The sequence below is a fragment of the Faecalibacillus intestinalis genome, from assembly GCF_015097455.1.
GTDB classification, from domain to species: Bacteria; Bacillota_I; Bacilli_A; order Erysipelotrichales; family Coprobacillaceae; genus Faecalibacillus; species Faecalibacillus intestinalis.
This window is the reverse complement of the sequence record NZ_AP024085.1, coordinates 2097669-2123945: the sequence shown is the minus strand read 5'-3', so window position 1 is coordinate 2123945 and position 26277 is coordinate 2097669. Positions and strand designations below refer to the sequence as shown.

Here is a 26277-nt window from a genome sequence, read left to right as displayed (position 1 = left end):
AGGTTGTTCCTTTTTATTAAGGTGATCTTACCATTTAATGATATTGAGAAATATTTAAAGAATCTTAAATAGAAGGTTACTTTGACCTTCTTTTTTGTTATAATGAAATAAGGGAGATATTTATGGAAAGATTAGTTGAAATATGTTGTGGAAGTTATGAAGATGCTTTAAATGCTTATAAGGGAAAGGCAAAACGTATTGAATTAAATAGTGCACTTTATTTAGGAGGATTGACACCTAGTTTAGCTTCTTTAAAACTTACAAAGAAGAATACAAATTTAAAGGTCATTACAATGGTAAGACCAAGAGGTGCTGGGTTTTATTATAATGATATTGAATTTGAAGTGATGAAAGAAGATGCGAGATGTTTGTTGGAAAATGGTGCAGATGGAATTGCTTTTGGATGTTTAAATGAAGATGGGACAATTCATGAAAAACAAACAAAAGAAATGATTGATATAATTAAAGAATATCAAGGAGAAGTTGTTTTTCATAGAGCTTTTGATTGTGTAAAAGATCCTTATGTTTCTATTGAATTATTAATTCAATTAGGAGTAGATCGTATTCTAACAAGTGGCTTAAAACCAAAAGCAATGGATGGAAAAGAACTTATAAAGGATTTACAAACAAAATATGGAAAACAAATAGAAATATTAGCTGGAAGTGGTATAAATGCTAGTAATGCCAGAGAAATGATGAATGATACAGGAATCAACCAAGTGCATAGTTCTTGTAAAGATTGGATCAATGATCCAACAACAAAGACACATGAAGTATCTTATAGTTATGCACCTGCTCCTCATGAAAATGATTATGATGTTGTTTCTATTGAACTGGTGGAAGAAATAGAAAGGAGTATTCAAAAATGAAAGTAGAAAATTATTCGTATGAAACATTTCCTAGATATACTAAAGAAATAGAAGGTGCTTTAGAATTAAAAGGAAATAAAGAAAATTTAAGATGTAGAATGTTAGATGTTGAATATCAACAAGGATGTATGATACGTTTTCTTTTTCCAAATACAATTTTAGATGAAACAAAAAAATATCCTCTAGTCATTCATATTCAAGGTTCAGGATGGTATCAACAAGATATGAATGATCATATTTTTGATTTTATGCCAATTGTTAAAACAGGCTATGCTTATGCTATTATCCAATATCATGGAGCACCAGAATATAAATATCCTACACAGATAAGTGATGTAGAAAAGGCAATCGCATTTTTAAAAGATCATTATCAAAATTATCCAATTGATTTTAATAATATCTTTTTAAGTGGAGATTCTTCTGGAGGACATATTGCTTTATTAATAGCTTTACAAAAGAAATATGAATTCAAAGGTATTATTGATTTATATGGAGTTACAAATTTTATGACTTTTAATGATTGGTATAGTAAATATGATTGGAAAGAAGAAAGAAATGCAATTGACTTTCTAGGATCTTTAGACAATCAACTTTTAATAGAAGTATCACCTATAACTTATCTTAAAGAAAATATGAATTTACCACCTTTCCTTATTTTGCATGGGGATAAAGATCATGTTGTTCCTATTACTCAAAGTATTGAACTCTATGAAAAATTAAAAGAGTATCATTATGATGTAACTTTTGGAAGAGTACATGATGCAGATCATGGTAGAAGTATTTTTTATAATGAAGATGTTTATCAAACAATTATTAACTTTTTAGATAGTAAAAAGAGATGATGTTTGTGGAATTACATATTAAGAATTTTGAATACCAAAATATTTTAAAGCAACAAACGAATAAACAATTAAGCAAACTATTTTTATGCATGTTTTTATTAGCGTTTTCAATAGAATCTATAGGTTATAATTTTAAATGGTTGTATTATATTTTATTTATTATTGCAACTTTGTTATTACTCTCTTCGTTTCGTGCATTAAGGTTGAAAAAGAAGAAAGTACTTGGTTTTGAACTTATTTATATTGATGAAAACAACCGTTTCTTTTATAATAATCTATTTATAGAAATGAAAGATCTCCAAAACTATGTTATAGGAAAAGATGAGATTATTTTAAATTTTATAGATTATATGATTGTTGTAGAAAAAGATGAAAATCTTTATGATTATTTAAATCGATTTGTAAAGAATAAAAAGCCAATCTATATAAAAAAAGCAAGATTATCTATTATTGTTCTAACTATTCCTTTTGTGCTTTTTTCACTCAGTTTAGGAAATCTGCTTTTAGGAAGAATTTATAGTTATTTAAATCATGTAAAAATGATTTCTTTTTCAATTATTTTTATACCTATTATACAAATGATAAGTATAGTATTAGGATTCATGTTTATCTTTTTTATAGCGAAGAAGTTTAAAAAAGGAATTGGTCTCTATGTAGGTTTAGGATTGATTATCTTATATATTGCTTTGCCTTTTGTTGTAGGAAATGATATTCATCTTTTAGATAACAATAGGGCTTATACATGTCAAAATCAAAAGCTAATACTTTATAGTCATTATGTTAAAGGTTATGGTAAAATTGAAAGACAAATAAATCATGTTTCTAGTAAAGCAAAAGTTGGTAATTATCAAAGTATTCTTTATATTTTAGATCATCAAAAAATAAAAGTGATTTCTTTAGAAAAAGAAGATCAAAATGATCAATTACTTTTAAAAATAAATAATCAAACATATATGGGAACTTATATTTCAACAGAATATAGCTTATCTTTTGAAAATAATGAAGCTTATTTTAAAAAGAATTATTCTTCTGAAGTTTTAAAATTAAAGAGAATTAATAATCATATGCTTTACTTTAAATATAATAATAATTATTACTTTATTTATATTTTAGAAAAACAAAATGCTATAAGACTTTATGATCTTTCTAATGAAAGAGATTTAATATTACGTTTAGCTTCAAATCCTTTAGAACAATTTAAATCTCAAACAGACGATGAAGATATAAGCAAAGAGTCACAAAATCAAACAGAACAAACAAATCAAGAAGAAAGTATAACTACGAATAATATAACTAATGAAAATCAAACGACAACAAATGAAGACGATCCAGAAAGAGTATATTTTGAAAAAGTATACGAATTATTAAAATCTCAAAATAAACTAGAAAATCCATGTTTTGATTATCAATTTAATGCTAAAGGTTTTCCGTATGCAGTTGTAAGTACAAATGATGAATATACTTTATCTCTTGTTTTTAATAAATATAAAAATAATGAAGAAGATTATGAAATTGTTTTAGAAAAATACGTAACAAAAAGTAGTACACAAAGTCTTGTTGATTTTTATTTAGTGAATACGAAAACTTTAGAAGTCATAGATCAACAAAGAGATTATTGGTAGGATTAAGAATTATCTTGATCCTTTTTATTTATGTTTTATTAATGGCATAGGTACTTATCTTAATACTATCTTAATGCCTCTAATTTTATAATAAAGGAAAAGAGGGGATTACTATGATAGATTATTTATTAGTGGTTGTTTTGATTGGTATTTTAGTGATTATTTATCGACAAATGATAAAAGTAGATGATGTATTAGATACTATAGAACATCCAGATGTATTGGTTATTTATGAAGATCAATATAAAGATATAAAAAAATATGAAAGTAAAAAAATTAAGTGTATGAGTAAACAAGATATTTATCAATTTGAACAAAGTTATCAGTATGTGATTCTTTGTTGTCAGGATGATTATTATAATTTATTGATGAATTATCGTATTCAAAGAGATATGTTTAATACCCATGTTTATGCTTTATGTGGTGAACAAAACTATATAGAACTTTACAGTGATAATATTGATATCTTTCAAAAAAAAGAAGATATAGAAAGGGTTATAAAAAATTTATATGATCAAAAGAAGAACGAATGTTGAAATTCTTGCTTTAGGATTTGCGATTGTTATTTTAGTAGGAACATTTTTACTTTTATTACCTATTTCTAGTAATCATACTGATTTTTTAGATGCTTTATTTACAGCGACAAGTGCAACTTGTGTTACGGGATTAGTAGTTTATGATACAGCGACACATTGGACATTGTTTGGACAAATTGTCATTTTAATTTTAATTCAAATAGGTGGATTAGGATTTATTACAATTGGTGTTTTTTTAGCTACGTATCTTAAAAAGAAGATTAGTTTAAGACAAAGAGGGTTAATTGAAGAAAGTGTAAGTTCTTTAAAATTAGCAGGTGGGGTTAAACTTGTTAAGCATATTATTAAAGGGACATTTTTATTTGAAGGTATTGGAGCTGTTATTTTAAGTTTGGTGTTTATAGAAGACTTTGGTTTATTGAAAGGTATTTATTTGGGTATATTTCATTCTGTTTCAGCGTTTTGTAATGCGGGATTTGATTTATTAGGTATAATAGAACCGTATGGTTCTTTAACACCTTATGCTTCTAATATCGTTGTGAATATCACAATTATGATTTTAATTATTATAGGTGGATTAGGTTTTGTTGTTTGGCAAGATTTATACGAAAAGAAATTACATTTTAGAAATTATTTATTACAAACAAAAATAGTTTTAATTACATCTTTTATCTTTATTTTTGGTGGTGCTTTTTTATTTTATATTTTTGAATATCAACATGCTTTAGCATCACTTAGCAGTGAAGAAGCAATTCTAGCATCATTTTTTCAATCAATAACATGTCGTACAGCAGGTTTTAATACCATTGATGTCTCTCATTTAAAACCAGCAACGAGTTTATTAATGATGTTAATGATGTTTGTGGGAGGAAGTCCTGGTTCAACTGCAGGTGGTATTAAAACAACAACTTTTGCAGTCTTGATTATTTTTGTTTATTCAACTATGACAAATAAAAGTGAAGCTAATGCTTTTAATCGAAGATTTGATAGTAAGACAATCAAAAAAGCATGTTCTGTTTTTTTGATAAATTTTATCTTCATTATAATAAGTTCTTTTATTATTTTTAATGATCAACCTCATTTACCGATGCAAGACACTTTTTTTGAAATATTTTCAGCATTAGGAACAGTAGGAATATCTACGGGCATTACACGTGTCTTATCAATGACTTCAAAAATAACCATTATTTTATTAATGTATTGTGGAAGAGTGGGAAGTTTAACACTTGCTTTATCTCTTTCAAAGAAAAAGAAAATATCAAATTGTAAAAATCCAGTAGAAAAAATATCTATTGGTTAGGAGGATTTATGAAAACAGTATTAATAATTGGAATGGGTCGTTTTGGACACCATCTTGCTAGAAATATGAACGCATTAGGAAATGAAATTATGATTGTAGATAAAGATGAATCACGTTTAGAAGATCTTACAAGAGAAATTTCTAATATTAAAATAGGAGACTGTACAAACGAAGATGTTTTACAAAGTTTTGGTGTTTCCAATTTTGATATTTGTTTTGTTTGTATTGGAACAAATTTCCAAAGTAGTTTGGAAATTACAAGTTTGCTCAAAGAATTAGGAGCCAAGTATGTTATTTCTCAAGCAACAAGAGATATACACGCTAAATTTTTATTAAAAAATGGGGCGGATGAGGTTATTTATCCTAATCGTGACAGTGCTGAAAAATTAGCAGTGCGTGTAAGTAATGATAATTTGTATGATTATGTTGAATTGGATAATGAATATTCTATTTATGAAATTCCTGCATTATGTCAATGGTTAGGAAAAACAATTAAACAAATTAATATTCGAGCAGCTTTTCATATTTATATCATAGGAATCAAAAAAGATAATAAAACAGATTTTTTACCTTCGGTAGATTATGTTTTTAATGTAGAAGATCATCTTTTAGTTATAGGAAAGAAAAAAGATGTTGATATGATTCTAAAATGTATGTCATGATGATCTTGGTGATTTGATGAAAGAAAAATTAAGGTATTTAGTTTATTTTGGTATTATTATTTCGATTGAATTATTTTGTTCACTTACTTTAAATTCAATGGGAATTAGGAAAGAAAATATTTTAATGGTATTTATTGTAGGAGTTTTATTAATTTCTACATTTACTAAAGGATATTTTTATGGTTTATTAGCATCTATTGTTAGTGTATTATGTTTTAACTTTTTATATATTGACCCTAACTACGATTTTCATATTAGTGATCCTAATGATTTTATGCTTATTCTTTTCTTTTTGATGACTTCTGTTATTGCTTGTAGTTTAACGGATCGTTTTCAAAAACAAATTCTTATTTCTAAAAAGAATGAAGGTATTTCTAAACAATTATATAGCTTATCAGAAAGATTATTGAACGTTTCAGGGATCGAATATATTTTATTAAAAGGAAATCAATATATTGAAGAAAGTATTCAAATAAAAACAAATATTTCCTTGGAAATAAAAGAAGAAAGTAAAAATGTAATTCCTATTATAGGAATGAATCGAGTTTTAGGAAGTATTGAAATATTAAGTCATCAAGGACTCAATGAAGATCAAATGATTATCATTAAAGCAGCTGCTAACCAATTAGGAAATGCTTTAGAAAGAGAACTTACTTATTTAGAACAAGAAAAAATAAAGGTAGCGATGGAAAGAGAACATATGCTTAACAGTATGTTAAGAAGTATCTCACATGATTTAAGAACACCACTTACAGGAATCGTTGGAGCAAGTCAACTCATGATGAATCAAGATCATCTTACAAATGAGGATATTTATTCACTTGCAAAAGACATACATGATCAAGCACATTGGCTTACTCAAATCGTTGAAAATATTTTAAACATGTCTAAAATAGAAAGTGGAAATTTAGTCTTACATAAAAATTTAGAAGTTGTAGATGATTTGATTTATGAAGCAATACAACATTTACCTGAATTAGAAAAAAGAAATGTGGTTGTAGATGTACCTCAAGATTTATTATTTATTAATGTAGATGGTAAATTAATGGTTCAAGTATTTATTAATATTTTAAATAATGCAATCAAGTATACAAAAGAAAAAGATCAAATTACGATTCATGTAAAGAAATTAGAAGATGAAGTACAATTTATGATTAAAGATACAGGATCTGGAATTTCTAAAAATATTTTAGATCATATTTTTGAAGAATTTGTAACAGATACCAATGTTTCTAATGATAGTCAAAAAGGAATTGGTTTAGGATTAGCTATTTGTAAAGCAATTATTCAAGCTCATGGTGGAAAAATTTGGGCTAAGGATGAAACAGATGGAGCATGTTTTATTTTTACTATTCCTAGTGATAAGGAGTTGAATGTATAATGAATGATTTAATTATGATTGTAGAAGATGATCCATATATTTCTCATTTTCTGCAAATGTCTTTTGAACAAGAAGGATATCGTATATTAATGACAACAAAGGGTCATGAAGCATTAAGTCTTTTTTATAGTCATCAACCTGATATCGTTATTTTAGATTTAGGTTTACCAGATATTGATGGTCTTGAAGTAATTCAAGAAATTAGGAAAATTTCTTCAAAACCTATTATTGTTGTTTCTGCACGATTAGAAGAACAAGAAAAAATCAAAGCACTTGATTTAGGAGCAAATGATTATGTTGTAAAACCATTTTATATGGGAGAGCTTTTAGCTAGAATTAGAGTAGCTAAAAGATTATCTAAAAAAGAAGATGAAGAAATAAAGAAATATCAAAAGGATTATTTAGAGGTTGATTTTATTTCTAGAAAGGTATTAATAGATCAAGAAGAAATTCATTTAACACCGATTGAATTTAATCTTTTAAAGCTTTTAATTGAACATCGTGGTAAAGTATTAACACATAATTACATTCAAAAAGAAATCTGGGGTTATCAAGATCATTCTAATCAAAATGCATTAAGAGTATTTATGGCTACTCTTCGTCGAAAAATAGAAAAAGATACGAATCATCCTCGTTTTATTGTCACAGAAGTAGGTGTAGGATATACTTTTAAAGATTAACAAGGGAAACCTTGTTTTTTTATTTCCTAACAATTAGGAAACATAATTAATGTTGTGTAAAAAAAATTACTGTTATAATGATAATAAATGGAGGAAAAAAGATATGTTAAATGATCGACAAATGCATGTAATTGATCTATTGAATGATAAAAAATGGATTACTGGAAAAGAGATGGCGCATATTCTAAATGTTACAGATCGTACAATACGTAATGATATAGAGCATATTAATCAATTTTACGATTGTTTGTTAATTAGTGCTGATAAAAGGAAAGGTTATCATATTGATCAAACACTTTTATCAAAACAAGATATTGAACCCAAGGAAATTATTCCACAAACATCACATGAAAGATGTGTTTGGTTAATACAGGAATTATTGTTTAAAGAAAGTGAAATTAACTTAATTCAATTGCAAGATCGAGTTTTTATTAGTGGATATTCGATAGATAATGATTTAAAGAAAATTAGAAGAATGATTAGTAGTTATTCAAGTTTAAAAATTGTTCGTAATAAAAATACAATTTATCTAGTAGGAGATGAAGCAGATAAAAGAAAACTTTACAAAGATTTGCTGACAGAAGAAACTAAAGGGAATTTTATGAATTTAAATTCTATTGCTGATTTATGGGAAAATTTTGATTTATTAGAAGTTAAAGATATATTAGAAGAAGTTTGTGAAATGAATGATTACTATATTAGAGATGTGAGTTTTCCTATGATTATGATACATGCAGGTGTTTCAATAGAAAGAATTATTAATCATAACTATATTGAAGATAAAACTTATAATGAAAAACTGAAGGATAGTTTAGAATATAAGGTGGCGAAAGATTTTTTTTCAAAAGTTTCGCAAGTGATACATATACCCGTTATTGAAGATGAAGTGGTTTTATTTTCGTATCTTTTATTGGGGAAAAGTGGAAAATTCTATAATAGAAATAGAAAAGAAAGTGAAAATTTGAAATATATTTTTTATACAATTATAGATAAAATAAAGGAATATTTTGGTATAGATCTTTCAAATGATTATGATTTAAAACTTGGATTAATTACACATTTACAGTCTTTATTGGAAAGACAAGTGAACAATGTTAAAGTTACAAACCTTTATTTAAAGGAAATTAAAAGAAAATACCCTTTGGTTTTTGAAATGGCAGTACATTCTGGTGAGGTTATTACTGAATGCACAGGATACACTATTAACGAAAACGAGCTGGCATTTCTTGCTTTGCATTTGGGAGCAGCTTATGAAAGAAGCCAAAGTATGTATCGTCATCGGGGAATAGTCATCATTCCTCACAATCAAATGTTATCTATTCCTTGTGTAGAAAAATTAAAAAATAGATTTGGGGAGAGAATGGAAATTCTTGAGATATTTCATTTTTTTGAAGAATTGCAGGTTGAACAATGTCAACCAGATTTCATTTTAACAACAGTTCCCTTAAAACATCAACTTGACATACCAACTCTTCAAATAACTTTATTTGTAAATAACGAAGATGAAAGTAAAGTATTTCAGCTTCTTAATGAATTAGATAATAAGCTTTATCACAATGATGTAGTGAAGATGTTAAAAAAACTTATTAAAGAAAATTTATTTCATGTACATCAAACATTTCATGATACAACAGAAATTTTAAATTATTTATGTGATGAATTGATAGATAATGATTTAGCTACAAAAGCATACAAAGAAGATGTTTTTAAAAGAGAAGCAGTCTCAGCAACCTCATTTATGTATGGTTTTGCTGTTCCACATTCTATAGAAGTATCTACCAAAAAATCATGTATTTCTGTATTGATTTTAGATAGAAGTGTGAAATGGGGAGAATTTGATGTGAAATTTATTATTTTATTGGGAATTAGAGAAACAGATAATCATTTATTAAAAATATTTTTTGATTGGTTATCAAGTATTGTCGCTAATTCAAAGAAATTTGAACAATTATTAGAAGTAAATAATTATGAAGAATTTATGAAAGAAATTATCGCTTAGGAGCTAATGAAGATGACAAAAAGAAATATATATATAAATGCACCTTTAACAAGAAGAGTGCTTAGTTATTTTATTGATTGGTATTTAGGAGCACTTTGTGCTGCTTTTCCAATTGCTGTGGTTTCACAAAAATTGTATGGAACAATGTTAAAACAAAATTTATTAAAAATTCAACAACCTTATGGATTTATTGCGGGGATTATAGGAGTAATTTTTGCTTTGTTTTACTACATTTATATTCCTTTCTTTGTTTATAAAGGACAGACTGTAGGAAAACGAATATGTAAAGTTAAAATTATTCAAAATAATAATCAAGAAGTATCGTTAAAATCATTGGTTTTAAGACAAGGTTTAGGAATGATTGTAATTGAAGGTGTTTTTGTGAGTGCAAGTGCATTGTGGCATCAACTTGTTTCTTTATGCATACACGTAAATATTGTTTCAATGATGATGTATGTTGGGTTTGTTGTGGGAGGAATAAGTACATTGATGATTATTTTTACCAAGGAACATCGTGCAATACATGACTATATAGGAAATACAAAGGTTGTAAGTGTTTGATTTCCTATTGCTAGGAAACGTCTCTATCAGCCTAAAGATAAAGAAATATTTATAATAATAGATGTAAAGATATTGGAGGAACAAAAATGGACAATTTAGAGTTAGTTAGTTTTCAAATTATTTCTGCGGTAGGTGTAGCAAAATCATCTTATATTGAAGCAATGAAAATTGCTGAAAAAGGTGATTTTGATTTAGCTAAAGCAAAAATAAAAGAGGGAGATCAGGAATTTGTAAAAGGACATGAAGCACATGCAGGTTTGATACAAAAAGAAGCAAATGGTGAAAAAGTTGTACCAAATATTTTATTGATGCATGCAGAAGATCAACTTATGTCTGCTGAAACAATTAAAATGATGGCTCTTGAAATTATAAAATTGAACCAACGTCTTTATTCGTTAGAAAAATAAGAAGGGAGAAGGAGAATGAAAAAAATTTATTTATTTTGTAGTGCAGGAATGTCAACAAGTATGTTAGCGAGTAATATGCAAAGTGTCGCTAATGCACACAATTTGCCTATTAAAGTGGCAGCTTTTTCACACAATAAACTTGAAGAAATTATAGAAAAAGATACCCCTGATTGTATTTTACTAGGTCCACAAGTGAAATATATGTATGAAGAAACAGTTGAACAATTTGGAAATACAGGTATTCCTATTGCGGTCATTGATCAAGCGGATTACGGTATGATGAATGGTGAAAAGGTGTTAAAATCAGCAATTAAACTGATTAAATCAAATAAAAAATAGAAAGAGGACAAGTCTTATGATGAAAAAACTTGAAAAAATACTAATGCCTCTAGCGGAGGCGATTGGGAGAAATAAGTACCTCATGTCAATTCGTGATGGTTTTCTTGTTTCAACTCCATTATTAATTGGAGGTTCTATCTTCTTATTGATAGCGAACTTTCCAATTCAAGGTTGGATTAATTTTTTAGAAACAACTGTGGTTAATTCTTCAACAGGACAGACATTAGCATCTTTTATTTCAAAACCAGCAGGGGCTACTTTTGATATTATGGCAATCTTTGCTGTAATTGGTATAGCGTATTCCTTTGCTGGAAAAATGAATACAAATAAGATATTTGGTGCAGCCGTTGCCGTTGTTTCATGGTTTTTAATTATGCCATATTCAGTTAGCGGTAGTGTTGATGTGGCAGGTAAAGCAGTTGATGTAAGTTTAAGTGGTATTCCTTTAGGTTGGGTAGGATCAAAGGGTATTTTTGTCGGAATTATGTGTGCTTTTTTATCAGTCCATATTTATACATATGTGGAACGTAAAGGTTGGACAATTAAAATGCCAGCAGGTGTTCCACCTACAGTTGAAGAATCATTTGCTGCATTAATTCCAGCGGCGATGGTAATGATCGTATTCTTTACAATTAACTTATTATTTGGTTTTTTAGGTACAAATGTATTCCAAATTATTTTTGAATTTTTACAAACACCATTATTAAATTTAGGAGATACATTAGGAGCAATGGTTGTTGCTTATATTTTCTTACATTTATTTTGGTTCTTTGGAGTAAATGGTGGTTCGGTTGTTGGTGCCGTATTCAATCCAATTTTACAAACATTATCAGCAGGAAATATTGCTGGTGAACATCATATTATTTGCCAACAATTCCAAGATTTATTTGCTACTTTTGGTGGAGCAGGATCTACTTTATCATTAGTTATTGCGATGCTTTTATTCTGTAAATCAAAACGTATTACAAATTTAGGTAAACTCTCTTTTGTTCCTGGTATTTTTGGAATTAATGAACCAATTGTTTTTGGATTACCAATTGTATTGAATCCAACATTATTAATACCTTTTGTATTAGTTCCAACAGTGAATATTGTTATTTCATATTTTGCAATGGCTATGAATTTAGTACCAATTTGTTCTGGAATTAATATTCCTTGGACAACACCAATTGTTATTTCTGGTTTCCTTGCAACAAATTGGGCAGGAGCTCTTTTACAAGTGTTGTTATTAATTTTAGGAATCTTTATCTATATGCCATTTATTAAAATAATGGATAAACAATATCTTGAAGAAGAAAATAATATGCAAAATGATGAAGAAGAAGAGGATGATATTTCATTAGATGATCTTTCATTTGATGATTTGTAGGAGATGAAAATTTATGAAAATAATCATGATTTATGACCAAATTCAATCAGGTGCTGGTATTAAAGACGATCATGATATTCCTTTAGGAGCAAAAAAGGAAGCTGTTGGTCCGGCAGTTATGATGGAACCATTTTTAAAGAAAGTAGATGGAAAAGTCGTGGCATGTCTTTATTGTGGAGACGGGACGTATCTAAAAAATCCTGACGAAGTAAGTCGAAAATTATGCGCAATGGTGAATAAATTAAAACCTGATGTTGTAATGTGTGGTCCTTGTTTTAATTATTTGAATTATGGAAAAATGGCAGCAAGAATTGCTTACGATATTAATCAAAATACATCTTCTAAAGCAATTGCGGCCATGTCAGATGATAATCAAGAAACGATTAACGAATATAAAGATAAATTATGTATTATTAAAACACCTAAAAAGGGTGGTATAGGTTTAAATGAGTCTTTAGAGGGAATGTGTGTTCTTGCAAAGGCTCTTTACCAAGAAAAAGAAATTGAAGAATTTAAAGAAAAATTTTGTTTTTAGGATGCTGTTTAGCATCCTTTCTACTAGGAGGAAAGAAAATGTGGGGAATAATAGCAACATGGCGTATGGCTGTTGAAGGAATTAGTGAAGCAAGCCATATTTTACAAGAAAAAGGAGATGCAGGAGATGCAATAGAAACAGCAATAAAAGCAGTTGAAGATTTTCCTTATTATAAATCAGTTGGTTATGGAGGACTTCCTAATGAAGAAATGGAAGTAGAGTTAGATGCAGCTTATATGGATGGAAATACATTAAGTATTGGAGCAGTTGCGGCTATTAAAGATTTTGCAAATCCGGTATCAATTGCTAGACGCTTATCTAAAGAAAAAGTAAATAATATTTTAGTTGGAGAAGGGGCTGAAAAATTTGCTCATAAAGAAGGCTTTGAACGTAAAAATATGCTTACAGACCGCGCTAAAATTCATTATAGAAATAGAGTGAAAGAAGTCCGTGAACAGGAAATAAAACCTTATGCAGGACATGATACAGTTGGTATGGTATGTCTTGACCAACAAGGGAAAATGACATCAGCAACTTCAACAAGTGGTTTATTTATGAAGAAAAAAGGACGTGTTGGAGATTCACCAATAGCGGGTTCAGGATTTTATGTTGATTCAAGTGTAGGTGGAGCTTCAGCAACTGGATTGGGAGAAGATCTAATGAAAGGATGTATTTCTTATGAAATCGTTCGCTTAATGGCAGAAGGTATGCACCCTCAAGCAGCTTGTGAAAAAGCAGTTAATCAACTTGATCATCGTTTAAAAGAAAGAAGAGGTCATGCAGGGGATCTATCGTTAATTGCAATGAATAATAAAGGAGAATGGGGAGTTGCAACTAATATTGAAGGATTCTCATTTGCGGTGGCAACGGAAAATCAAGAACCAATTGTTTATCTTACAAAAAATAAAGATGGAAAATGTATTCATGAAGTTGCAAGTCAAGAATGGCTTGATCATTATATGAAAACAAGGATGGCACCTTTAGAGGAAAAATAGTATGGAAGAAGAAATTATAAAAAAAATAGATATGCTTTCTTTAAGAATGATTGAGGATATTAAAACGATTGTAAAAATGCCAAGTGTTGAAGGAACTTTTCAACAAGGGGCACCTTTTGGTAAAGATATTGCTTTAACACTTGACAAGGTTTTAGAAATTGCTCAATCTTTAGGGTTTGAAACAAAAAATTTAGATCATTATATAGGATATGCACAATATGGTAAAGGTGAAGATTATATTGGCATTATTGGACATTTAGATGTTGTACCTACAGGTTTAGGTTGGAAACATCCCCCATTTAGTGCGTATGAAGAAGATGGATATATTTATTCACGAGGAATATTAGATAATAAGGGTCCAATTATGACATGCTTGTATGCATTATATGCGATTAAAGAACTAAATATTAAACTTCATAAGCCTGTAAGAATTATTTTTGGCTGTGATGAAGAAACTGGATTTAAAGATTTAGAGTATTATTTAAAACATGAAAAGCCGCCAGTCATGGGGTGGACACCGGACTGTAAGTATCCTGTGGTTTATGCAGAAAGAGGAAGAGCTGTTATTGAAATAAGTGCTAAAGAAAAACAAGTTGATGAATTTTTTTTGTTTATTAATAACTATTTTTTAAATGCTAATACGAATGCAGAAAAACTCGGTTTAGATTTTAAAGATGAAGAATTTGGTATAAATGAAATGCGTAATTTTGTATTGAAACATGAAAAAAGTAAACTTGTTTTTTCGGTCACATTTTCTTATCCTGCAAATATGACGCTAGAAACAATTGTTGAAACAATTAGAGAAAAAGCAAAAAACATGGAAGTAACATGTGTTCAACATTATTTTCCTGTAAAATTTGAAAAAGATTGCCCAATGGTTTCTTTGTTGTCTAAGGCTTATGAAAAAATAACGCATTTAGATGGAACACCTGTTACCACTACGGGAGGAACTTACGCTAAATTAATGCCTCATATTGTTCCTTTTGGTCCAAGTTTTCCGGGTCAAAAAGGTATTGGACATCAACCAAATGAATGGATGAAAATTGAGGATTTGAATACCAATGCAAAAATATATGCATTAGGAATTTATTATTTAGGAATGTTATAGGAGAGAGTATGGAAAGAATAATCGAAATATGTTGTGGAAGTTATGAAGATGCTTTAAATGCTTATCATGGTGGAGCAAAACGCATTGAACTTAATAATGCTTTACATTTAGGCGGTTTAACACCATCTCTAGCAACTTTAAAACTTACAAAAAAGAATACAAACTTAAAAGTAATTACGATGGTAAGACCAAGAGGAGCAGGATTTTGTTATAACGAGATTGAATTTGAAGTGATGAAAGAAGATGCAAAGTCTTTATTAGAAAATGGAGCCGATGGAATAGCTTTTGGTTGTTTAAATAAAGATGGTTCTATTTGTATTAAACAAACAAAAGAAATGATAGAAATCATAAAAAGTTATCAAGGAGAAGTTGTTTTTCATCGTGCATTTGATTGTGTTGAAGATCCCTATACTTCGATAGAATTATTAATTGAATTAGGAGTGGATCGTATTCTTACAAGTGGGTTAAAACCTAAAGCGATAGATGGAAAAGATCTAATTAAAAATTTACAAGAAAAATATGGAAGTCAAATTGAAATTCTTGCAGGAAGTGGCATGAATGCAAGTAACGCCAAAGAAATGATGAAGTATACAGGAATTTATCAAGTTCATAGTTCTTGTAAAGACTGGATCAATGATGCAACAACACACAGACATGAGGTCTCTTATGCTTATGCCCCTGTTCCTCATGAAAATGATTATGATGTTGTCTCTAAGGAATTAGTTGAAAAAATTGTGAAAAGTATATGATAAAAAAACTAAATAAAAATAAAAAAGCAAGAACATTGGTAACGTTTCTTTGTGTTTTGATTTCTGCGTTAAGTCAAGCGTATGTCATTCAAGTCTTTATTCAACCTGCAAATTTATTATCAAGTGGATTTACAGGGGTAGCTATTCTTATTGAGAAAATTACTTCTACTTATTTTGGCTTTTCGTTTTCAACATCATTAGGCATGATTGTTTTAAATGTACCGGTTGCTATTTTATGCTATAAAAATATTAGCCCTAGATTTACACTTTTTTCATTACTACAAGTATTTTTAGCGAGTTTGTTTTTAAAAGTGTGTCAATTTCAACCTTTATTTAATGATATTTTATTAAATATTACTTTTGGGGGAGTTTCCTATGGATTAATGGCAGTTCTTGTACTTAGAGGAAATGCTTCCACTGGAGGGACAGATTTTATTGCTCTCTATATTTCTAATAAAAAGGGTAAATCTATATGGGAATATGTTTTTGTTTTTAATACTTTAATTCTTATGATATTTGGATCAATGTTTGGTTGGATCCATGCAGGATATTCTATTTTATTTCAATTTATTTCAACAAAAACAATCGATTCTTTTTACCATCGTTATGAACGTGTAACATTACAAATAACAACAAAAAAATCAAAAGAAATTGTAGAGGCCTATATCCAATATTATCGTCATGGTATTTCTTGTGTTGAGGCTATTGGAGGATATTCAAAACAGCCAATGAATTTATTACATACAGTGGTTTCAAGTTATGAAGTCCAAGATATTGTAGACTTAATGAAAGATGTGGATCCTGATTTAATAGTTAATGTTATAAAAACTGAAAATTTTTATGGCGGTTTTTATCAACAACCAATAGAATAAAAACTTATTTTTTATATATCCAAAATAGAAAAAATATTTTTACTACTGCTAATAATAAGTCTGTTATCTTTCTATTGTTTCTTAAAAGATTATTCGTTATATTATAATAGTAAAAAGAATGAGGAATAATTATGAGTGAACAAATACATAAAAGAAGAAAAAGATATAAAGGGACACACCCTAGAAATTTTGAAGATAAATATAAAGAATTAAATCCAGAAAAATATCCAGAAACGATTGAAAAAGTTATTTCTAAAGGAAGTACACCAGCAGGAATGCATATTTCTATTATGGTTGATGAGATTCTAGATTTTTTAGATATTCAACCCGGACAAGTTGGTTTAGATTGTACATTAGGTTATGGTGGTCATACTTCTAAAATGTTAGAAAAATTAGAAGGTCAAGGTCACGTTTATGGATTAGATATTGATTCAATTGAAATTGAAAAAACAACACAAAGATTAAGAAATAAAGGATTTGATGAAAATATTTTTACATCGGTCTTAACGAATTTTAGAAATATCGATGAAGTAAGTGAAAAATATGGAAAGTTTGATTTTGTATTGGCTGATTTAGGTGTTTCATCCATGCAAATAGATAATCCTGAAAGAGGATTCTCTTATAAAAAAGAAGGACCATTAGATTTAAGATTAAATCCCAAAGCTGGAAGACCAGCTTCTGAAATCTTAAAAGAACTCTCTAAAGAAGAACTTGAAAATATTTTAGTAGAAAATTCAGATGAACCTTATGCAGATATTTTAGCTAAAAACATATATTCTTTTATTCGTTCAGGAATGGAAGTAGAAACAACACGTCAACTTTATAAAATCATTGATAAGACATTAAATTTTATTGAAGATAAAAATAGAAAAGATATTGTTAATAAAACAGCAGCTCGAGTTTTTCAAGCTTTAAGAATAGAAGTCAATCAAGAATTTGAAGTTTTATATGAATTTGTTGAAAAACTACCTCATATTTTAAAACCAGGAGGAAGAGTAGCTATTTTAACTTTCCATTCAGGTGAAGATCGTATTGTTAAAAAGACTTTTAAAGAAATGAAAAATAGTGGTGTTTATGAAGATGTATGTCGAAATGTAATACGACCTACTAAAGAAGAATGTCATCGAAATTCAAGAGCTAAATCAACAAAAATGCGTTGGGCAATTAAAGCTAAATAATAAAAGGAATAATGATTTTTGGTCATTATTCCTTTTTAATAAGCTCAAATATTTCTTGATAGAGAGGAAGGAGTTTTTTGTCTTTGTGCATGACAATATGATACGTTCTTTGTATTTGAAAATCATTATTTTTTAAATAAGTTATTTCTTTTGATTCTTTAACTAAAGAATAAGGAAGTATCGAAAAGCCATCATTTTGTTTAACGAGTTCAATTAAAGCATGAGGATTTGTACATTCAATAGTTGGCACAATATCTAAATCATGACTTATAAAATAACTATGAACAAGTTCATAAATAGAACTTCCTTTTTCACGTGAATAATAATCATAATGTTCTAGTTCTTTTAAATCTTTTACTTTTAATAAAGGATGTTTTGGATGAACAATAATAACAAGTTCATCTTGATAGAAGGCTATTTTTTTTAATTGATGAAGCGGTGTTGTTTCAATTAAAGCAAAATCAAGTTCATTTTTTAAAAGTAAATTTTCTATATATTCAAGATTATTAACGATAATATGAAAATGAATAGTTGGATAAATCATTTTTAATTTTTTTAATAATTGAGGTAAAAAAACTTGTGCCATAGTGACACTACAACCAAAAGAAATATTTTCTACATGATCTTCATACATTTCATTTTCCATATTTTCAAGAGATGAAAGAATCTGTAATGAATGATTATATAAAAGATGAGCTTTTTTTGTAGGATAAATTTGACGGTTCATACGATCAAATAAGGGTGTTTGATATTTTTCTTCCAATTCTTTAATAGCTAATGAAACAGAAGGTTGGCTAATGTGTAATTCTTTGGATGCTTTAGTAATACTTTGATTTTGATAAACACTCATAAAGATTTCTAGATGTCTAAATGTCATAATGCCTCCTTATATAGGTAAATACCTATGTATAATATTATTATATAATATTTTACAGATGGATCAATGTGTATTAAGATGAAATAGGTGATAGAAATGAAGGAAAAAAGAAAATTATTAATGGAATTGTTTACCTCTACACTTTATTTATCAGCATTTACTTTTGGTGGAGGTTATGTGATTGTTTCTTTATTAAAAGAAAGATTTGTGGATCAACTTCATTATATTGATGAAAAAGAAATGTTGGATTTAGTAGCGATTGCACAAAGTGCTCCAGGAGCAATAGCTGTTAATGGAGCGATTGTTTTAGGATATAAAATGGCAGGAATTTTAGGGATTATTGTTTGTGTGATTGGCACAATCATTCCACCAATCGTTATTATTAGTGTGATTGCTTATTTTTATAAAATATTTATTACCAATAAAATCATCAGTGCAATTCTTCTTGGGATGCGTGCTGGAATTGGAGCGATTATCGTAAGTGTGGTTTATGATATGGCCTTAAGTGTCATGGATGAACATAAAGAAAGAAATATTTTAATTATGATAGGAGCTTTTGTTTTAAATTACTTTTTAAATGTGAACATTATGTACATTATTTTAGGATGTATTTTACTCGCATTTGTTGAGCTATTTATAAGGAGGGAAAGAGCATGATTTATTTACAATTATTTTGGGCATTTTTCCAAATAGGACTCTTTAGCTTTGGGGGTGGTTATGCCGCATTACCTCTTATTAGTCAACAAGTAATCTCCACCTATCATTGGATCAGTCAGAATACATTTACGGATCTTATTACGATTTCCCAAATGACACCAGGTCCCATTGCGGTCAATTCTTCAACATTTGTTGGACAATATGTAGCTCATTTACCTGGTGCTCTTATTGCCACTTTTGGTTGTATTTTACCTTCATGTATCCTTGTTTCATTACTTGCTTATTTTTATGTAAAATATAAAGATATGAAAGTAATGAAAACAATTCTTTCTTATTTAAGACCAGCGGTTGTTTCGATGATTGCGATTAGTGGAATCAGTATTTTGATTTCTTCATTTTTTAAAGATTCATTAATTGGTATTTCTTATATAAGATACCATGCAATTATTGTTTTTATCCTTTGTTTAATATTACTTAGAAAATATAAAATGAATCCAATTTTAGTTATGGTTCTTGCAGGAATCAGTGAGGTTGTTATTCAAATGATATAGGAGGAAAGAGAATGTATATTTATTATCCAAGTTGTAATTTTGCTACAATGCATCTTCAAACAGCAAAAAAAGTAAGAGATTATTTTGAAAAACAAATGCCGATTGCAAAATGTTGTAAAATTGATAAAAGAGAATTTGAAAAAGGTGATATTGGTTTATATGTATGTCAAGCTTGTAGAAAGCAAATAGAGAATCAAGTAAAGACTATGTCTATTTGGGAATATTTTGATCAATTAGATAATTTTGATTTTCCTGATTATCATGGACAAAAAATGTATTTACAGGATTGTTTTCGTGATAGAAATCATCCTGAAGTACATCAAGCTGTTAGAAGTCTTTTAAAGAAAATGAATATCGAAGTTATTGAAATGAAAAATAATAAAGACAATTCTATTTTTTGTGGAACACTCCACTATGAAACAAAAGATTTAGATGATATACATCTATCTCACTATCCTAAAGAAATACAAGAAAGATATATGCAAGAATATGTTCAACAATTTTATGATAAACAAATAGTTTGTGTATGTAATCGATGTTTAAAAGGAATTCTTTTAGGAAAAGGAAAAGGTGTTCATTTATTAGAATTGTTATTTAATAAAAAATAAGATGTATTTAAGAATATTTTATAATAGATAGCTCAAGGAACAGTCCTTGAGTTTTTGTTTGTAAAAAATGAAAGCGTTTAAGTTTATAAATTGACATTTTTAGAGTTCTTATATAAAATAATGATACAGGGAGTATCAATAAAAAAAGGAGGGAAATAAAATGAGAAATGGACACAGTAAAAGTTTTATATTAGGAATTATAATAAGTATTTTCTTTAGTATGACATGTATGTCGATACCAGTATTTGCGAAAGATGCCCCAAATGGTATTTGGACAGATTATGCAGCAACTGATTTTGCAGGAGGAAGTGGAACAGCTGAAGACCCATGGCAAATTGAAACAGCAGAACAGCTTGCTAAATTGGCGGTAGATGTTAACTCTGGTATAGTCGATAAAACTCATGCCAAAGAATATTTTGTATTGACAGCAGATCTTGATTTAAGTGCACATCGTTGGATTCCGATTGGTTATGGAGATTCTAACGATAGTTTTCATGCATTTAGTAGCTACTTTAATGGTAATAATAAAACAATTACAGGTCTTTATGTAGATGAAACTCAAGAAGGAGTAAGTGCTGGCTTATTTGGAAATTTTAGTGGATATGAGCTAAAGAATATTATCATATCTGATGCTTATGTAAAAGCATCATGTAAAGATAGAAATGCAGCAGGAGTTCTAATTGGAAATGCTTCACAAGGATATGGGATGTCTATTTCTGTGAGTGATTGTAAAGTTTCAGGAACAGTAGAAAATACCAAAGCATTGAGTGGGGGATTAGTAGGGTATAACAGTTATGGAACTTATAAAGACTGCGTGGTAGATGTTGAAGTTATTGGCGGAGGTAAAAGTGGTGGCTTCATAGGTGAAGATTTTAATGGGATTTATCAAAACTGTATCGTTAAAGGTAATGTGAGAGGTTCATGGTCTGTAGGAGGATTTGCAGGGGTTTTATTCTTTGAAAGCGGTGTGGATAAATGTGCTTCTTATGGTAAAGTAACAGCAAGCGATTGGAATGTGGGTGGCTTTGCTGGATATGTTGAGTCAGATGTTGAAATAAAAAATAGTGTGGCTTTTGGTGATGTAGAAAGTATAGTTACTGATTTTGAACCAAAAGTTGGTGGTTTTGCAGGTACAAATGATGGCAGTACTATTACTAAAAGTCACTCATCTGGAAAAATTACTAGTTCTTCAAAAACATATAGCCCAGGAGGCTTTGTAGGAAATCCAAATAGTAATGGGATTTTTATAGATAATTCTTTCGATGTAGAAAAAAATCCAAATTTAAAAGCAATGGGAGGATCTGATAGTACAGATTTAACAGGTGTTCAAACTAGTACAACAAAGGATGTTTTATCAAATATTTGCGAGGATTATTATGGTGAGCATGATTGGAACGATACCATGTCAGTAGATAAAGAAGCTACTTGTAAAGAATCTGGTGAAAAATCTTTTCATTGTAGAAGGTGTGATGTTACAAGCGGAACACAAATAATTGATCCAAAAGGACATCATCTTCAATTAGTAGAAGAAAAACCAGCTACTTGTACAGAAGATGGATTTGAAGAATACTGGAAATGTGAAGATTGTGGATTAATGTATTCAGATAGTAATATGATAAATTCTATAAGTGAACCTATTGTTATTAAAGCTACAGGACATAAATTTGGTAATTGGCAAATTGTGCGAGAAGCTACTGAAAAACAAGAAGGTGAACAAAAGAGAGTCTGTGAAGTTTGTAAGTATGAAGAAATAGAAAAAATTTCCAAAGTTGTACCATCTCCAGGACAAGAAGAATATAAAATTTTAGATGGTGCTGATAGTTCATGGACACAAGATGCTCATAAAGGCCTTGTAATTAGAGGTAATGGGGAATTTTCAAAATTCAAATTTGTAAAAGTAGATGGTATTATTGTTGATATAAAGAATTATACTGTTAGCGAAGGTTCAACTGTTGTAACATTAAAAGAAGATTATCTTAATACACTAGCAGCAGGAAAACATACATTTGAAATTGTATGGACAGATGGCTTGGCAAGTACAACATTTACTGTTGTTAAAGATAATAATAACTTAGTACAAGTAACAGGTAATAAGAATGAAAGTATAACTGTAAAACAAGACAATAAGAATAGCATAATTACAAAAACAGGAGATACTACTAATTACGTTTTATATAGTATACTTCTTATGATATCTTTTGTTGGATTAGTTGTTATAGTTAAAAAAATTGAAATGATTTAAGCAAAAAATAGAAATAGAACCATATAATAAAAATAGGCTTATTCAAATAGCCTATTTTTATATTGTATTTTGATGAACATAATTTGTAATTTCACCAAGATTGATTTCTTTGAGTTTTTGTTTATATTGATTTTCAGCAGCATCTAAATGATTGATAATGATATCTTCTGTATGTTGAACATTTAATGCTGGATCAAAGACTTTATCAACTAAATGTGTAGTTTCAATAAATTTTTCTTTTCCTTCAATTGCTTCAAAAATATCTAAAAAAGAAATATCATTCATTTTTTTGTTTAAAATAAAACCACCTAACTTACTTGCTTTAGAGGTAATAAGACCAGCTACTACAAGTTGTCTTGTTACTTTTTTTAAATATGAATCAGAAACATCTAACATTTTACTTAATTCATGACTTTTAAGTGGTCCTTCACTTGTACCAATAAGCAATAAAATACAAATTGCTTGTTCAAAACTTTTTCTAATCCTCATTGTAATCCCTTCCCTTTTTTTATTATAACTAATTTTTTATATTTTGTATGTAAGAATATTGACATTTGTATTGAAAAAACTATAATACTCTATAGACATTATATATCTATAGATGTAAAATGTCTATAGAAGATAGAAAGAAGGATATTTATGATTAAGCAAGAGTGGAAAAACATTTTAAAAAATCATTGGATTCAAATTGTTTTAGTTGCTCTTATTCTTATTCCTAGTATTTACACTGTTGTCTTCCTTGGATCTATGTGGGATCCATATGGTAACAGTGGAAATCTTCCTGTCGCTGTCGTTAATAAAGATAAGGCAGTTGATTACAATGATAAGAAATTAGATGTTGGTAATCAACTTGTTGATAAGTTAAAAGACAACGATTCATTAGATTTCCATTTTGTAAATTCAAAAGAAGCAAATAAGGGACTAAAAAATGGTGACTATTATATGGTCATTACGATTCCAAGCAATTTCTCCAAAAATGCAACAACTTTGTTGGATAAAAATCCTAAAAAGATGGTTTTAAATTATACAACAAATCCAGGTACAAACTATGTTGCATCAAAAATGGATGATTCAGCAATCGCAAAAATTAAAGCTGAAGTTTCAGCTTCAGTAACAAAAACATATGCTGAAACAATCTTTACTTCAATTGGAACAATGTCAGATGGATTTGCTGAAGCCAGCGATGGTACTCAACAATTATCTGATGGTATGACTCAATTAGAAGATGGTAACAAAACAATTAGTGATAACTTAAAAGTATTAGCAAGTAGTTCTTTAACATTTAAAGATGGTACAAATACTTTAACTAAAGGTTTAAAAGATTACACAAATGGTGTTGTTACAGTAAATAATGGTATTTACCAATTAAAAACAGGTGTTGGTACTTTAGGTAGTGCTACTCCTACATTAGCTAGTGGTGTAAGTGATTTAAATGCTGGCGCTCAAGCATTAAATAAAGGTGTTAGTGATTATACAGCAGGTGTAAGTCAAGCATTAGCTGGTGCGAATCAATTGGTTGAAAATAACACAGCATTAAATGCAGGTGTTAAAGCATTAGGTGAAGGTGCTGAAAAATTAGTTGTAGGAAATCAACAAGTAGTTGATGGTGTAAAAAAATTACAAGAAAATCTTGAAACTTCCAAAAAAACTATGGCAGCAAGTCAAGATTCATTGACTCAATTATCTGATGGAAAAACATCATTAGATAATTATGCTACATTAATTAAAACATTAAATGCAAGTGGTGATGCTAAAAAACAAGGAATTGCTAGTAAATTATTAACTAGTGGAATGTCAAGAGCAGAAATCGATGCTTATGGTTTAACAAATTATTTCCCTGTAGATAAATATAAAGACGGTGTAGCTTCATATATGGATTCGGTTGCTACTTATACAACAGGTGCATCTACAGCAATTAATACATTATCTAGTTCAACTAAATCAAGTTTAAATGATTTAGATGCAGCTCTTAATGGTGGAACTTTAACAGATGGTACAAAAGTTCCTACAGGATTAGTAAGTGGAACTCAAACAGTCCAAGCTGGATTAAATGAAGTGAATGCAAAAGTTAATGGTGGTAAATATGTAACTGTTGACAATGATGGAAATATTAAACAAGTAACTGTTGATTCTAAAGATGCTTTAGTTGCAGGTGTTCAAGCTTATACAGCTGGTGTGGATAGTTTACAAAAAGGTTTAACACAAATTGCTGATAACAATACAGCTTTAACAAGTGGTGCTACTGCTTTAGCTGATGGTACTTCAAAATTAAACAGTAATGTTCCTGAATTAACTAAAGGAATTACAGCTTTAACAAGTGGTGTTGATCAATTGGCTACAGGTACTTCAACATTAGTAAGTAATAATGCTACATTAATGAATGGTGCTAATCAATTATCTGATGGTGCTGGTCAAATTAGTGATGGTGCTAGTAAGTTGGCTGCTGGTTCTGATACTTTAGGTGATGGAATTAAGAGTGCAGCTGATGGTGTAACTACTTTAAATGGTGCATTAAAATCTGGTGCAGAAGAAAGTAAGATTGATTCAACAGATAAAACTACTGATATGGTAGCTACTCCTGTTGAAACAAGTCATAAAGAAATTTCTAAAGTTGAAAATAACGGTCATGCAATGGCTCCTTATATGATGTCAGTTGGTTTATATGTAACATGCTTAGCATTTGCTTTAATGTATCCAATTAGACATGGTATTAAAAAAGCTGAAAATGCATGGAAATATTGGGCAAGTAAAGCAACTGTTATGTATACAGTTTCTACATTAGCAGCTATCGTAATGGTTACTGCTTTAAGATTAATTAATGGATTTGAACCTGTTAATTTAGGTTTAACATACTTACTTGCAATTCTCGTATCAGCGGCATTTATGTCACTCGTTATGTTGTTAAGTTTAACAACTGGATTTATTGGTGACTTCTTATTACTTGTATTCATGATTGTTAACTTAGGTGGTTCAGCTGGTACTTATCCATTAGATACAGGTCCAGCTATCTACAAAGCTATTCATAAATTTGTACCATATACTTATAGTGTAGATGGATTTAGAAAAACAATTAGTATGACAGCTCCTTCAATTTCAGTTGAAATTGCAGTGTTTGCAGGAATCTTAATAGTATGTTCATTATTAACAGTTGTTTACTTCAAATATAAAAACAAAGAAGATAAACATGCAATTCCTCAAATGTTTGAAGAAGTAAATTCAACAAAAGCTGAATAGTATAAAGGAATCCTAGAAATAGGGTTCTTTTTTATATGTAGTTCAAACTAAAAGTAAAAAATCTTTTGTGAATAATTTAACAAAATGATAAAATAAAGGTAGGA

At 28.9% G+C, this 26277-nt stretch carries 26 protein-coding genes; 24 read left to right on the top strand and 2 right to left on the bottom strand.

Going from position 1 to position 26277, the window contains the following annotated elements; genetic code table 11:
• Positions 1-122: 122 nt before the first annotated feature.
• The 19 genes from Fi14EGH31_RS11335 (at position 123) to rsmH (ending at position 18004) form a co-directional block, all read left to right on the top strand.
• A complete protein-coding gene (locus Fi14EGH31_RS11335; RefSeq protein WP_117574631.1) occupies positions 123-869 on the top strand; it encodes a copper homeostasis protein CutC in 747 nt (248 codons plus the stop codon).
• Positions 866-1711, top strand: a complete 846-nt coding sequence (locus Fi14EGH31_RS11330; RefSeq protein ID WP_107029603.1) for an alpha/beta hydrolase — start codon at positions 866-868, stop codon at positions 1709-1711. The genes Fi14EGH31_RS11335 and Fi14EGH31_RS11330 overlap by 4 nt, the downstream gene beginning before the upstream one ends.
• Positions 1712-1716: 5 nt before the next feature.
• Entirely contained in the window at positions 1717-3333 is a 1617-nt protein-coding gene (locus Fi14EGH31_RS11325; RefSeq protein WP_117574630.1) for a hypothetical protein, read from the top strand.
• A gap of 113 nt (positions 3334-3446) precedes the next feature.
• Positions 3447-3869: a hypothetical protein gene (locus Fi14EGH31_RS11320; RefSeq protein WP_107029601.1), complete on the top strand. Its 423-nt coding sequence runs from the start codon at positions 3447-3449 to the stop codon at positions 3867-3869.
• Complete coding sequence (locus Fi14EGH31_RS11315; protein WP_107029600.1) at positions 3844-5169, top strand: TrkH family potassium uptake protein; 1326 nt, start codon at positions 3844-3846, stop codon at positions 5167-5169. Before Fi14EGH31_RS11320 ends, Fi14EGH31_RS11315 begins: the two co-directional genes overlap by 26 nt.
• 8 nt (positions 5170-5177) lie before the next feature.
• Positions 5178-5831, top strand: a complete 654-nt coding sequence (locus tag Fi14EGH31_RS11310; protein ID WP_200764820.1) for a potassium channel family protein — start codon at positions 5178-5180, stop codon at positions 5829-5831.
• 16 nt (positions 5832-5847) lie between these two features.
• Positions 5848-7212 carry a sensor histidine kinase gene (locus Fi14EGH31_RS11305; protein WP_107029598.1) on the top strand — a complete coding sequence of 455 codons (1365 nt, stop codon included), beginning with the start codon at positions 5848-5850 and terminating at the stop codon, positions 7210-7212.
• Positions 7212-7892: a response regulator gene (locus Fi14EGH31_RS11300; protein ID WP_107029597.1), complete on the top strand. Its 681-nt coding sequence runs from the start codon at positions 7212-7214 to the stop codon at positions 7890-7892. Before Fi14EGH31_RS11305 ends, Fi14EGH31_RS11300 begins: the two co-directional genes overlap by 1 nt.
• A gap of 49 nt (positions 7893-7941) precedes the next feature.
• The gene (locus Fi14EGH31_RS11295; RefSeq protein WP_234697780.1) at positions 7942-9891 is read left to right on the top strand and encodes a BglG family transcription antiterminator; all 1950 of its coding nucleotides are present in this window, start codon (positions 7942-7944) and stop codon (positions 9889-9891) included.
• A 12-nt stretch (positions 9892-9903) separates the two neighbouring features.
• Positions 9904-10452, top strand: coding sequence for an RDD family protein (locus tag Fi14EGH31_RS11290; RefSeq protein WP_022001209.1), 549 nt, complete (start codon positions 9904-9906; stop codon positions 10450-10452).
• A gap of 86 nt (positions 10453-10538) precedes the next feature.
• Entirely contained in the window at positions 10539-10859 is a 321-nt protein-coding gene (locus Fi14EGH31_RS11285; protein WP_107029594.1) for a PTS lactose/cellobiose transporter subunit IIA, read from the top strand.
• A gap of 15 nt (positions 10860-10874) precedes the next feature.
• Complete coding sequence (locus Fi14EGH31_RS11280) at positions 10875-11198, top strand: PTS sugar transporter subunit IIB (protein ID WP_022001211.1); 324 nt, start codon at positions 10875-10877, stop codon at positions 11196-11198.
• Positions 11199-11214: 16 nt separating this feature from the next.
• Positions 11215-12567 carry a PTS sugar transporter subunit IIC gene (locus Fi14EGH31_RS11275; protein WP_022001212.1) on the top strand — a complete coding sequence of 451 codons (1353 nt, stop codon included), beginning with the start codon at positions 11215-11217 and terminating at the stop codon, positions 12565-12567.
• Between the two features lie 13 nt (positions 12568-12580).
• Entirely contained in the window at positions 12581-13102 is a 522-nt protein-coding gene (locus Fi14EGH31_RS11270) for a GrdB-related putative oxidoreductase (RefSeq protein ID WP_022001213.1), read from the top strand.
• 38 nt (positions 13103-13140) lie between these two features.
• The gene (locus Fi14EGH31_RS11265) at positions 13141-14097 is read left to right on the top strand and encodes a N(4)-(beta-N-acetylglucosaminyl)-L-asparaginase (RefSeq protein WP_022001214.1); all 957 of its coding nucleotides are present in this window, start codon (positions 13141-13143) and stop codon (positions 14095-14097) included.
• Position 14098: 1 nt separating this feature from the next.
• On the top strand, positions 14099-15205 hold the full coding sequence (locus Fi14EGH31_RS11260) for a Sapep family Mn(2+)-dependent dipeptidase (protein WP_022001215.1): 1107 nt from the start codon (positions 14099-14101) through the stop codon (positions 15203-15205).
• An 8-nt stretch (positions 15206-15213) separates the two neighbouring features.
• Entirely contained in the window at positions 15214-15954 is a 741-nt protein-coding gene (locus tag Fi14EGH31_RS11255; RefSeq protein ID WP_117825915.1) for a copper homeostasis protein CutC, read from the top strand.
• Positions 15951-16826 carry a YitT family protein gene (locus Fi14EGH31_RS11250; RefSeq protein WP_117346497.1) on the top strand — a complete coding sequence of 292 codons (876 nt, stop codon included), beginning with the start codon at positions 15951-15953 and terminating at the stop codon, positions 16824-16826. The genes Fi14EGH31_RS11255 and Fi14EGH31_RS11250 overlap by 4 nt, the downstream gene beginning before the upstream one ends.
• 131 nt (positions 16827-16957) lie before the next feature.
• Positions 16958-18004 carry a 16S rRNA (cytosine(1402)-N(4))-methyltransferase RsmH gene (gene rsmH, locus Fi14EGH31_RS11245; protein ID WP_118347296.1) on the top strand — a complete coding sequence of 349 codons (1047 nt, stop codon included), beginning with the start codon at positions 16958-16960 and terminating at the stop codon, positions 18002-18004.
• A gap of 25 nt (positions 18005-18029) precedes the next feature.
• Here rsmH and Fi14EGH31_RS11240 read toward each other — a convergent pair whose 3' ends face one another.
• Entirely contained in the window at positions 18030-18881 is an 852-nt protein-coding gene (locus Fi14EGH31_RS11240) for a LysR family transcriptional regulator (protein ID WP_022001219.1), read from the bottom strand.
• Between the two features lie 96 nt (positions 18882-18977).
• On the opposite strand from Fi14EGH31_RS11240, the gene Fi14EGH31_RS11235 reads away from it, so the two are divergent.
• The 4 genes from Fi14EGH31_RS11235 (at position 18978) to Fi14EGH31_RS11220 (ending at position 22939) form a co-directional block, all read left to right on the top strand.
• Positions 18978-19538, top strand: a complete 561-nt coding sequence (locus Fi14EGH31_RS11235) for a chromate transporter (RefSeq protein WP_107029592.1) — start codon at positions 18978-18980, stop codon at positions 19536-19538.
• On the top strand, positions 19535-20089 hold the full coding sequence (locus Fi14EGH31_RS11230) for a chromate transporter (protein ID WP_022001651.1): 555 nt from the start codon (positions 19535-19537) through the stop codon (positions 20087-20089). Before Fi14EGH31_RS11235 ends, Fi14EGH31_RS11230 begins: the two co-directional genes overlap by 4 nt.
• Before the next feature lie 11 nt (positions 20090-20100).
• Positions 20101-20697: a hypothetical protein gene (locus Fi14EGH31_RS11225; RefSeq protein WP_118347298.1), complete on the top strand. Its 597-nt coding sequence runs from the start codon at positions 20101-20103 to the stop codon at positions 20695-20697.
• Between the two features lie 160 nt (positions 20698-20857).
• Positions 20858-22939, top strand: coding sequence for a GLUG motif-containing protein (locus tag Fi14EGH31_RS11220; RefSeq protein ID WP_118347300.1), 2082 nt, complete (start codon positions 20858-20860; stop codon positions 22937-22939).
• A gap of 57 nt (positions 22940-22996) precedes the next feature.
• Here the strand turns inward: Fi14EGH31_RS11220 and Fi14EGH31_RS11215 are convergent, their stop codons facing one another.
• A complete protein-coding gene (locus Fi14EGH31_RS11215; protein WP_022001648.1) occupies positions 22997-23428 on the bottom strand; it encodes an Rrf2 family transcriptional regulator in 432 nt (143 codons plus the stop codon).
• Positions 23429-23578: 150 nt separating this feature from the next.
• Here Fi14EGH31_RS11215 and Fi14EGH31_RS11210 point away from each other — a divergent pair, with 150 nt between their 5' ends.
• Complete coding sequence (locus tag Fi14EGH31_RS11210) at positions 23579-26173, top strand: YhgE/Pip domain-containing protein (RefSeq protein ID WP_118306508.1); 2595 nt, start codon at positions 23579-23581, stop codon at positions 26171-26173.
• Positions 26174-26277: the final 104 nt, after the last annotated feature.

What these genes read in the sequence shown, in the direction of transcription:
- Fi14EGH31_RS11215 (WP_022001648.1), bottom strand. Translation starts at nt 23,428, where the DNA reads ATGAGGATTAGAAAAAGTTTTGAACAAGCAATTTGTATTTTATTGCTT.
- Fi14EGH31_RS11275 (WP_022001212.1), top strand. Translation starts at nt 11,215, where the DNA reads ATGATGAAAAAACTTGAAAAAATACTAATGCCTCTAGCGGAGGCGATT.
- Fi14EGH31_RS11305 (WP_107029598.1), top strand. Translation starts at nt 5,848, where the DNA reads ATGAAAGAAAAATTAAGGTATTTAGTTTATTTTGGTATTATTATTTCG.
- Fi14EGH31_RS11310 (WP_200764820.1), top strand. Translation starts at nt 5,178, where the DNA reads ATGAAAACAGTATTAATAATTGGAATGGGTCGTTTTGGACACCATCTT.
- Fi14EGH31_RS11220 (WP_118347300.1), top strand. Translation starts at nt 20,858, where the DNA reads ATGAGAAATGGACACAGTAAAAGTTTTATATTAGGAATTATAATAAGT.
- Fi14EGH31_RS11295 (WP_234697780.1), top strand. Translation starts at nt 7,942, where the DNA reads ATGTTGTGTAAAAAAAATTACTGTTATAATGATAATAAATGGAGGAAA.
- Fi14EGH31_RS11300 (WP_107029597.1), top strand. Translation starts at nt 7,212, where the DNA reads ATGAATGATTTAATTATGATTGTAGAAGATGATCCATATATTTCTCAT.
- rsmH (WP_118347296.1), top strand. Translation starts at nt 16,958, where the DNA reads ATGAGTGAACAAATACATAAAAGAAGAAAAAGATATAAAGGGACACAC.
- Fi14EGH31_RS11285 (WP_107029594.1), top strand. Translation starts at nt 10,539, where the DNA reads ATGGACAATTTAGAGTTAGTTAGTTTTCAAATTATTTCTGCGGTAGGT.
- Fi14EGH31_RS11335 (WP_117574631.1), top strand. Translation starts at nt 123, where the DNA reads ATGGAAAGATTAGTTGAAATATGTTGTGGAAGTTATGAAGATGCTTTA.
- Fi14EGH31_RS11240 (WP_022001219.1), bottom strand. Translation starts at nt 18,881, where the DNA reads ATGACATTTAGACATCTAGAAATCTTTATGAGTGTTTATCAAAATCAA.
- Fi14EGH31_RS11315 (WP_107029600.1), top strand. Translation starts at nt 3,844, where the DNA reads ATGATCAAAAGAAGAACGAATGTTGAAATTCTTGCTTTAGGATTTGCG.
- Fi14EGH31_RS11210 (WP_118306508.1), top strand. Translation starts at nt 23,579, where the DNA reads ATGATTAAGCAAGAGTGGAAAAACATTTTAAAAAATCATTGGATTCAA.
- Fi14EGH31_RS11250 (WP_117346497.1), top strand. Translation starts at nt 15,951, where the DNA reads ATGATAAAAAAACTAAATAAAAATAAAAAAGCAAGAACATTGGTAACG.
- Fi14EGH31_RS11290 (WP_022001209.1), top strand. Translation starts at nt 9,904, where the DNA reads ATGACAAAAAGAAATATATATATAAATGCACCTTTAACAAGAAGAGTG.
- Fi14EGH31_RS11265 (WP_022001214.1), top strand. Translation starts at nt 13,141, where the DNA reads ATGTGGGGAATAATAGCAACATGGCGTATGGCTGTTGAAGGAATTAGT.
- Fi14EGH31_RS11230 (WP_022001651.1), top strand. Translation starts at nt 19,535, where the DNA reads ATGATTTATTTACAATTATTTTGGGCATTTTTCCAAATAGGACTCTTT.
- Fi14EGH31_RS11260 (WP_022001215.1), top strand. Translation starts at nt 14,099, where the DNA reads ATGGAAGAAGAAATTATAAAAAAAATAGATATGCTTTCTTTAAGAATG.
- Fi14EGH31_RS11320 (WP_107029601.1), top strand. Translation starts at nt 3,447, where the DNA reads ATGATAGATTATTTATTAGTGGTTGTTTTGATTGGTATTTTAGTGATT.
- Fi14EGH31_RS11225 (WP_118347298.1), top strand. Translation starts at nt 20,101, where the DNA reads ATGTATATTTATTATCCAAGTTGTAATTTTGCTACAATGCATCTTCAA.
- Fi14EGH31_RS11330 (WP_107029603.1), top strand. Translation starts at nt 866, where the DNA reads ATGAAAGTAGAAAATTATTCGTATGAAACATTTCCTAGATATACTAAA.
- Fi14EGH31_RS11235 (WP_107029592.1), top strand. Translation starts at nt 18,978, where the DNA reads ATGAAGGAAAAAAGAAAATTATTAATGGAATTGTTTACCTCTACACTT.
- Fi14EGH31_RS11255 (WP_117825915.1), top strand. Translation starts at nt 15,214, where the DNA reads ATGGAAAGAATAATCGAAATATGTTGTGGAAGTTATGAAGATGCTTTA.
- Fi14EGH31_RS11270 (WP_022001213.1), top strand. Translation starts at nt 12,581, where the DNA reads ATGAAAATAATCATGATTTATGACCAAATTCAATCAGGTGCTGGTATT.
- Fi14EGH31_RS11280 (WP_022001211.1), top strand. Translation starts at nt 10,875, where the DNA reads ATGAAAAAAATTTATTTATTTTGTAGTGCAGGAATGTCAACAAGTATG.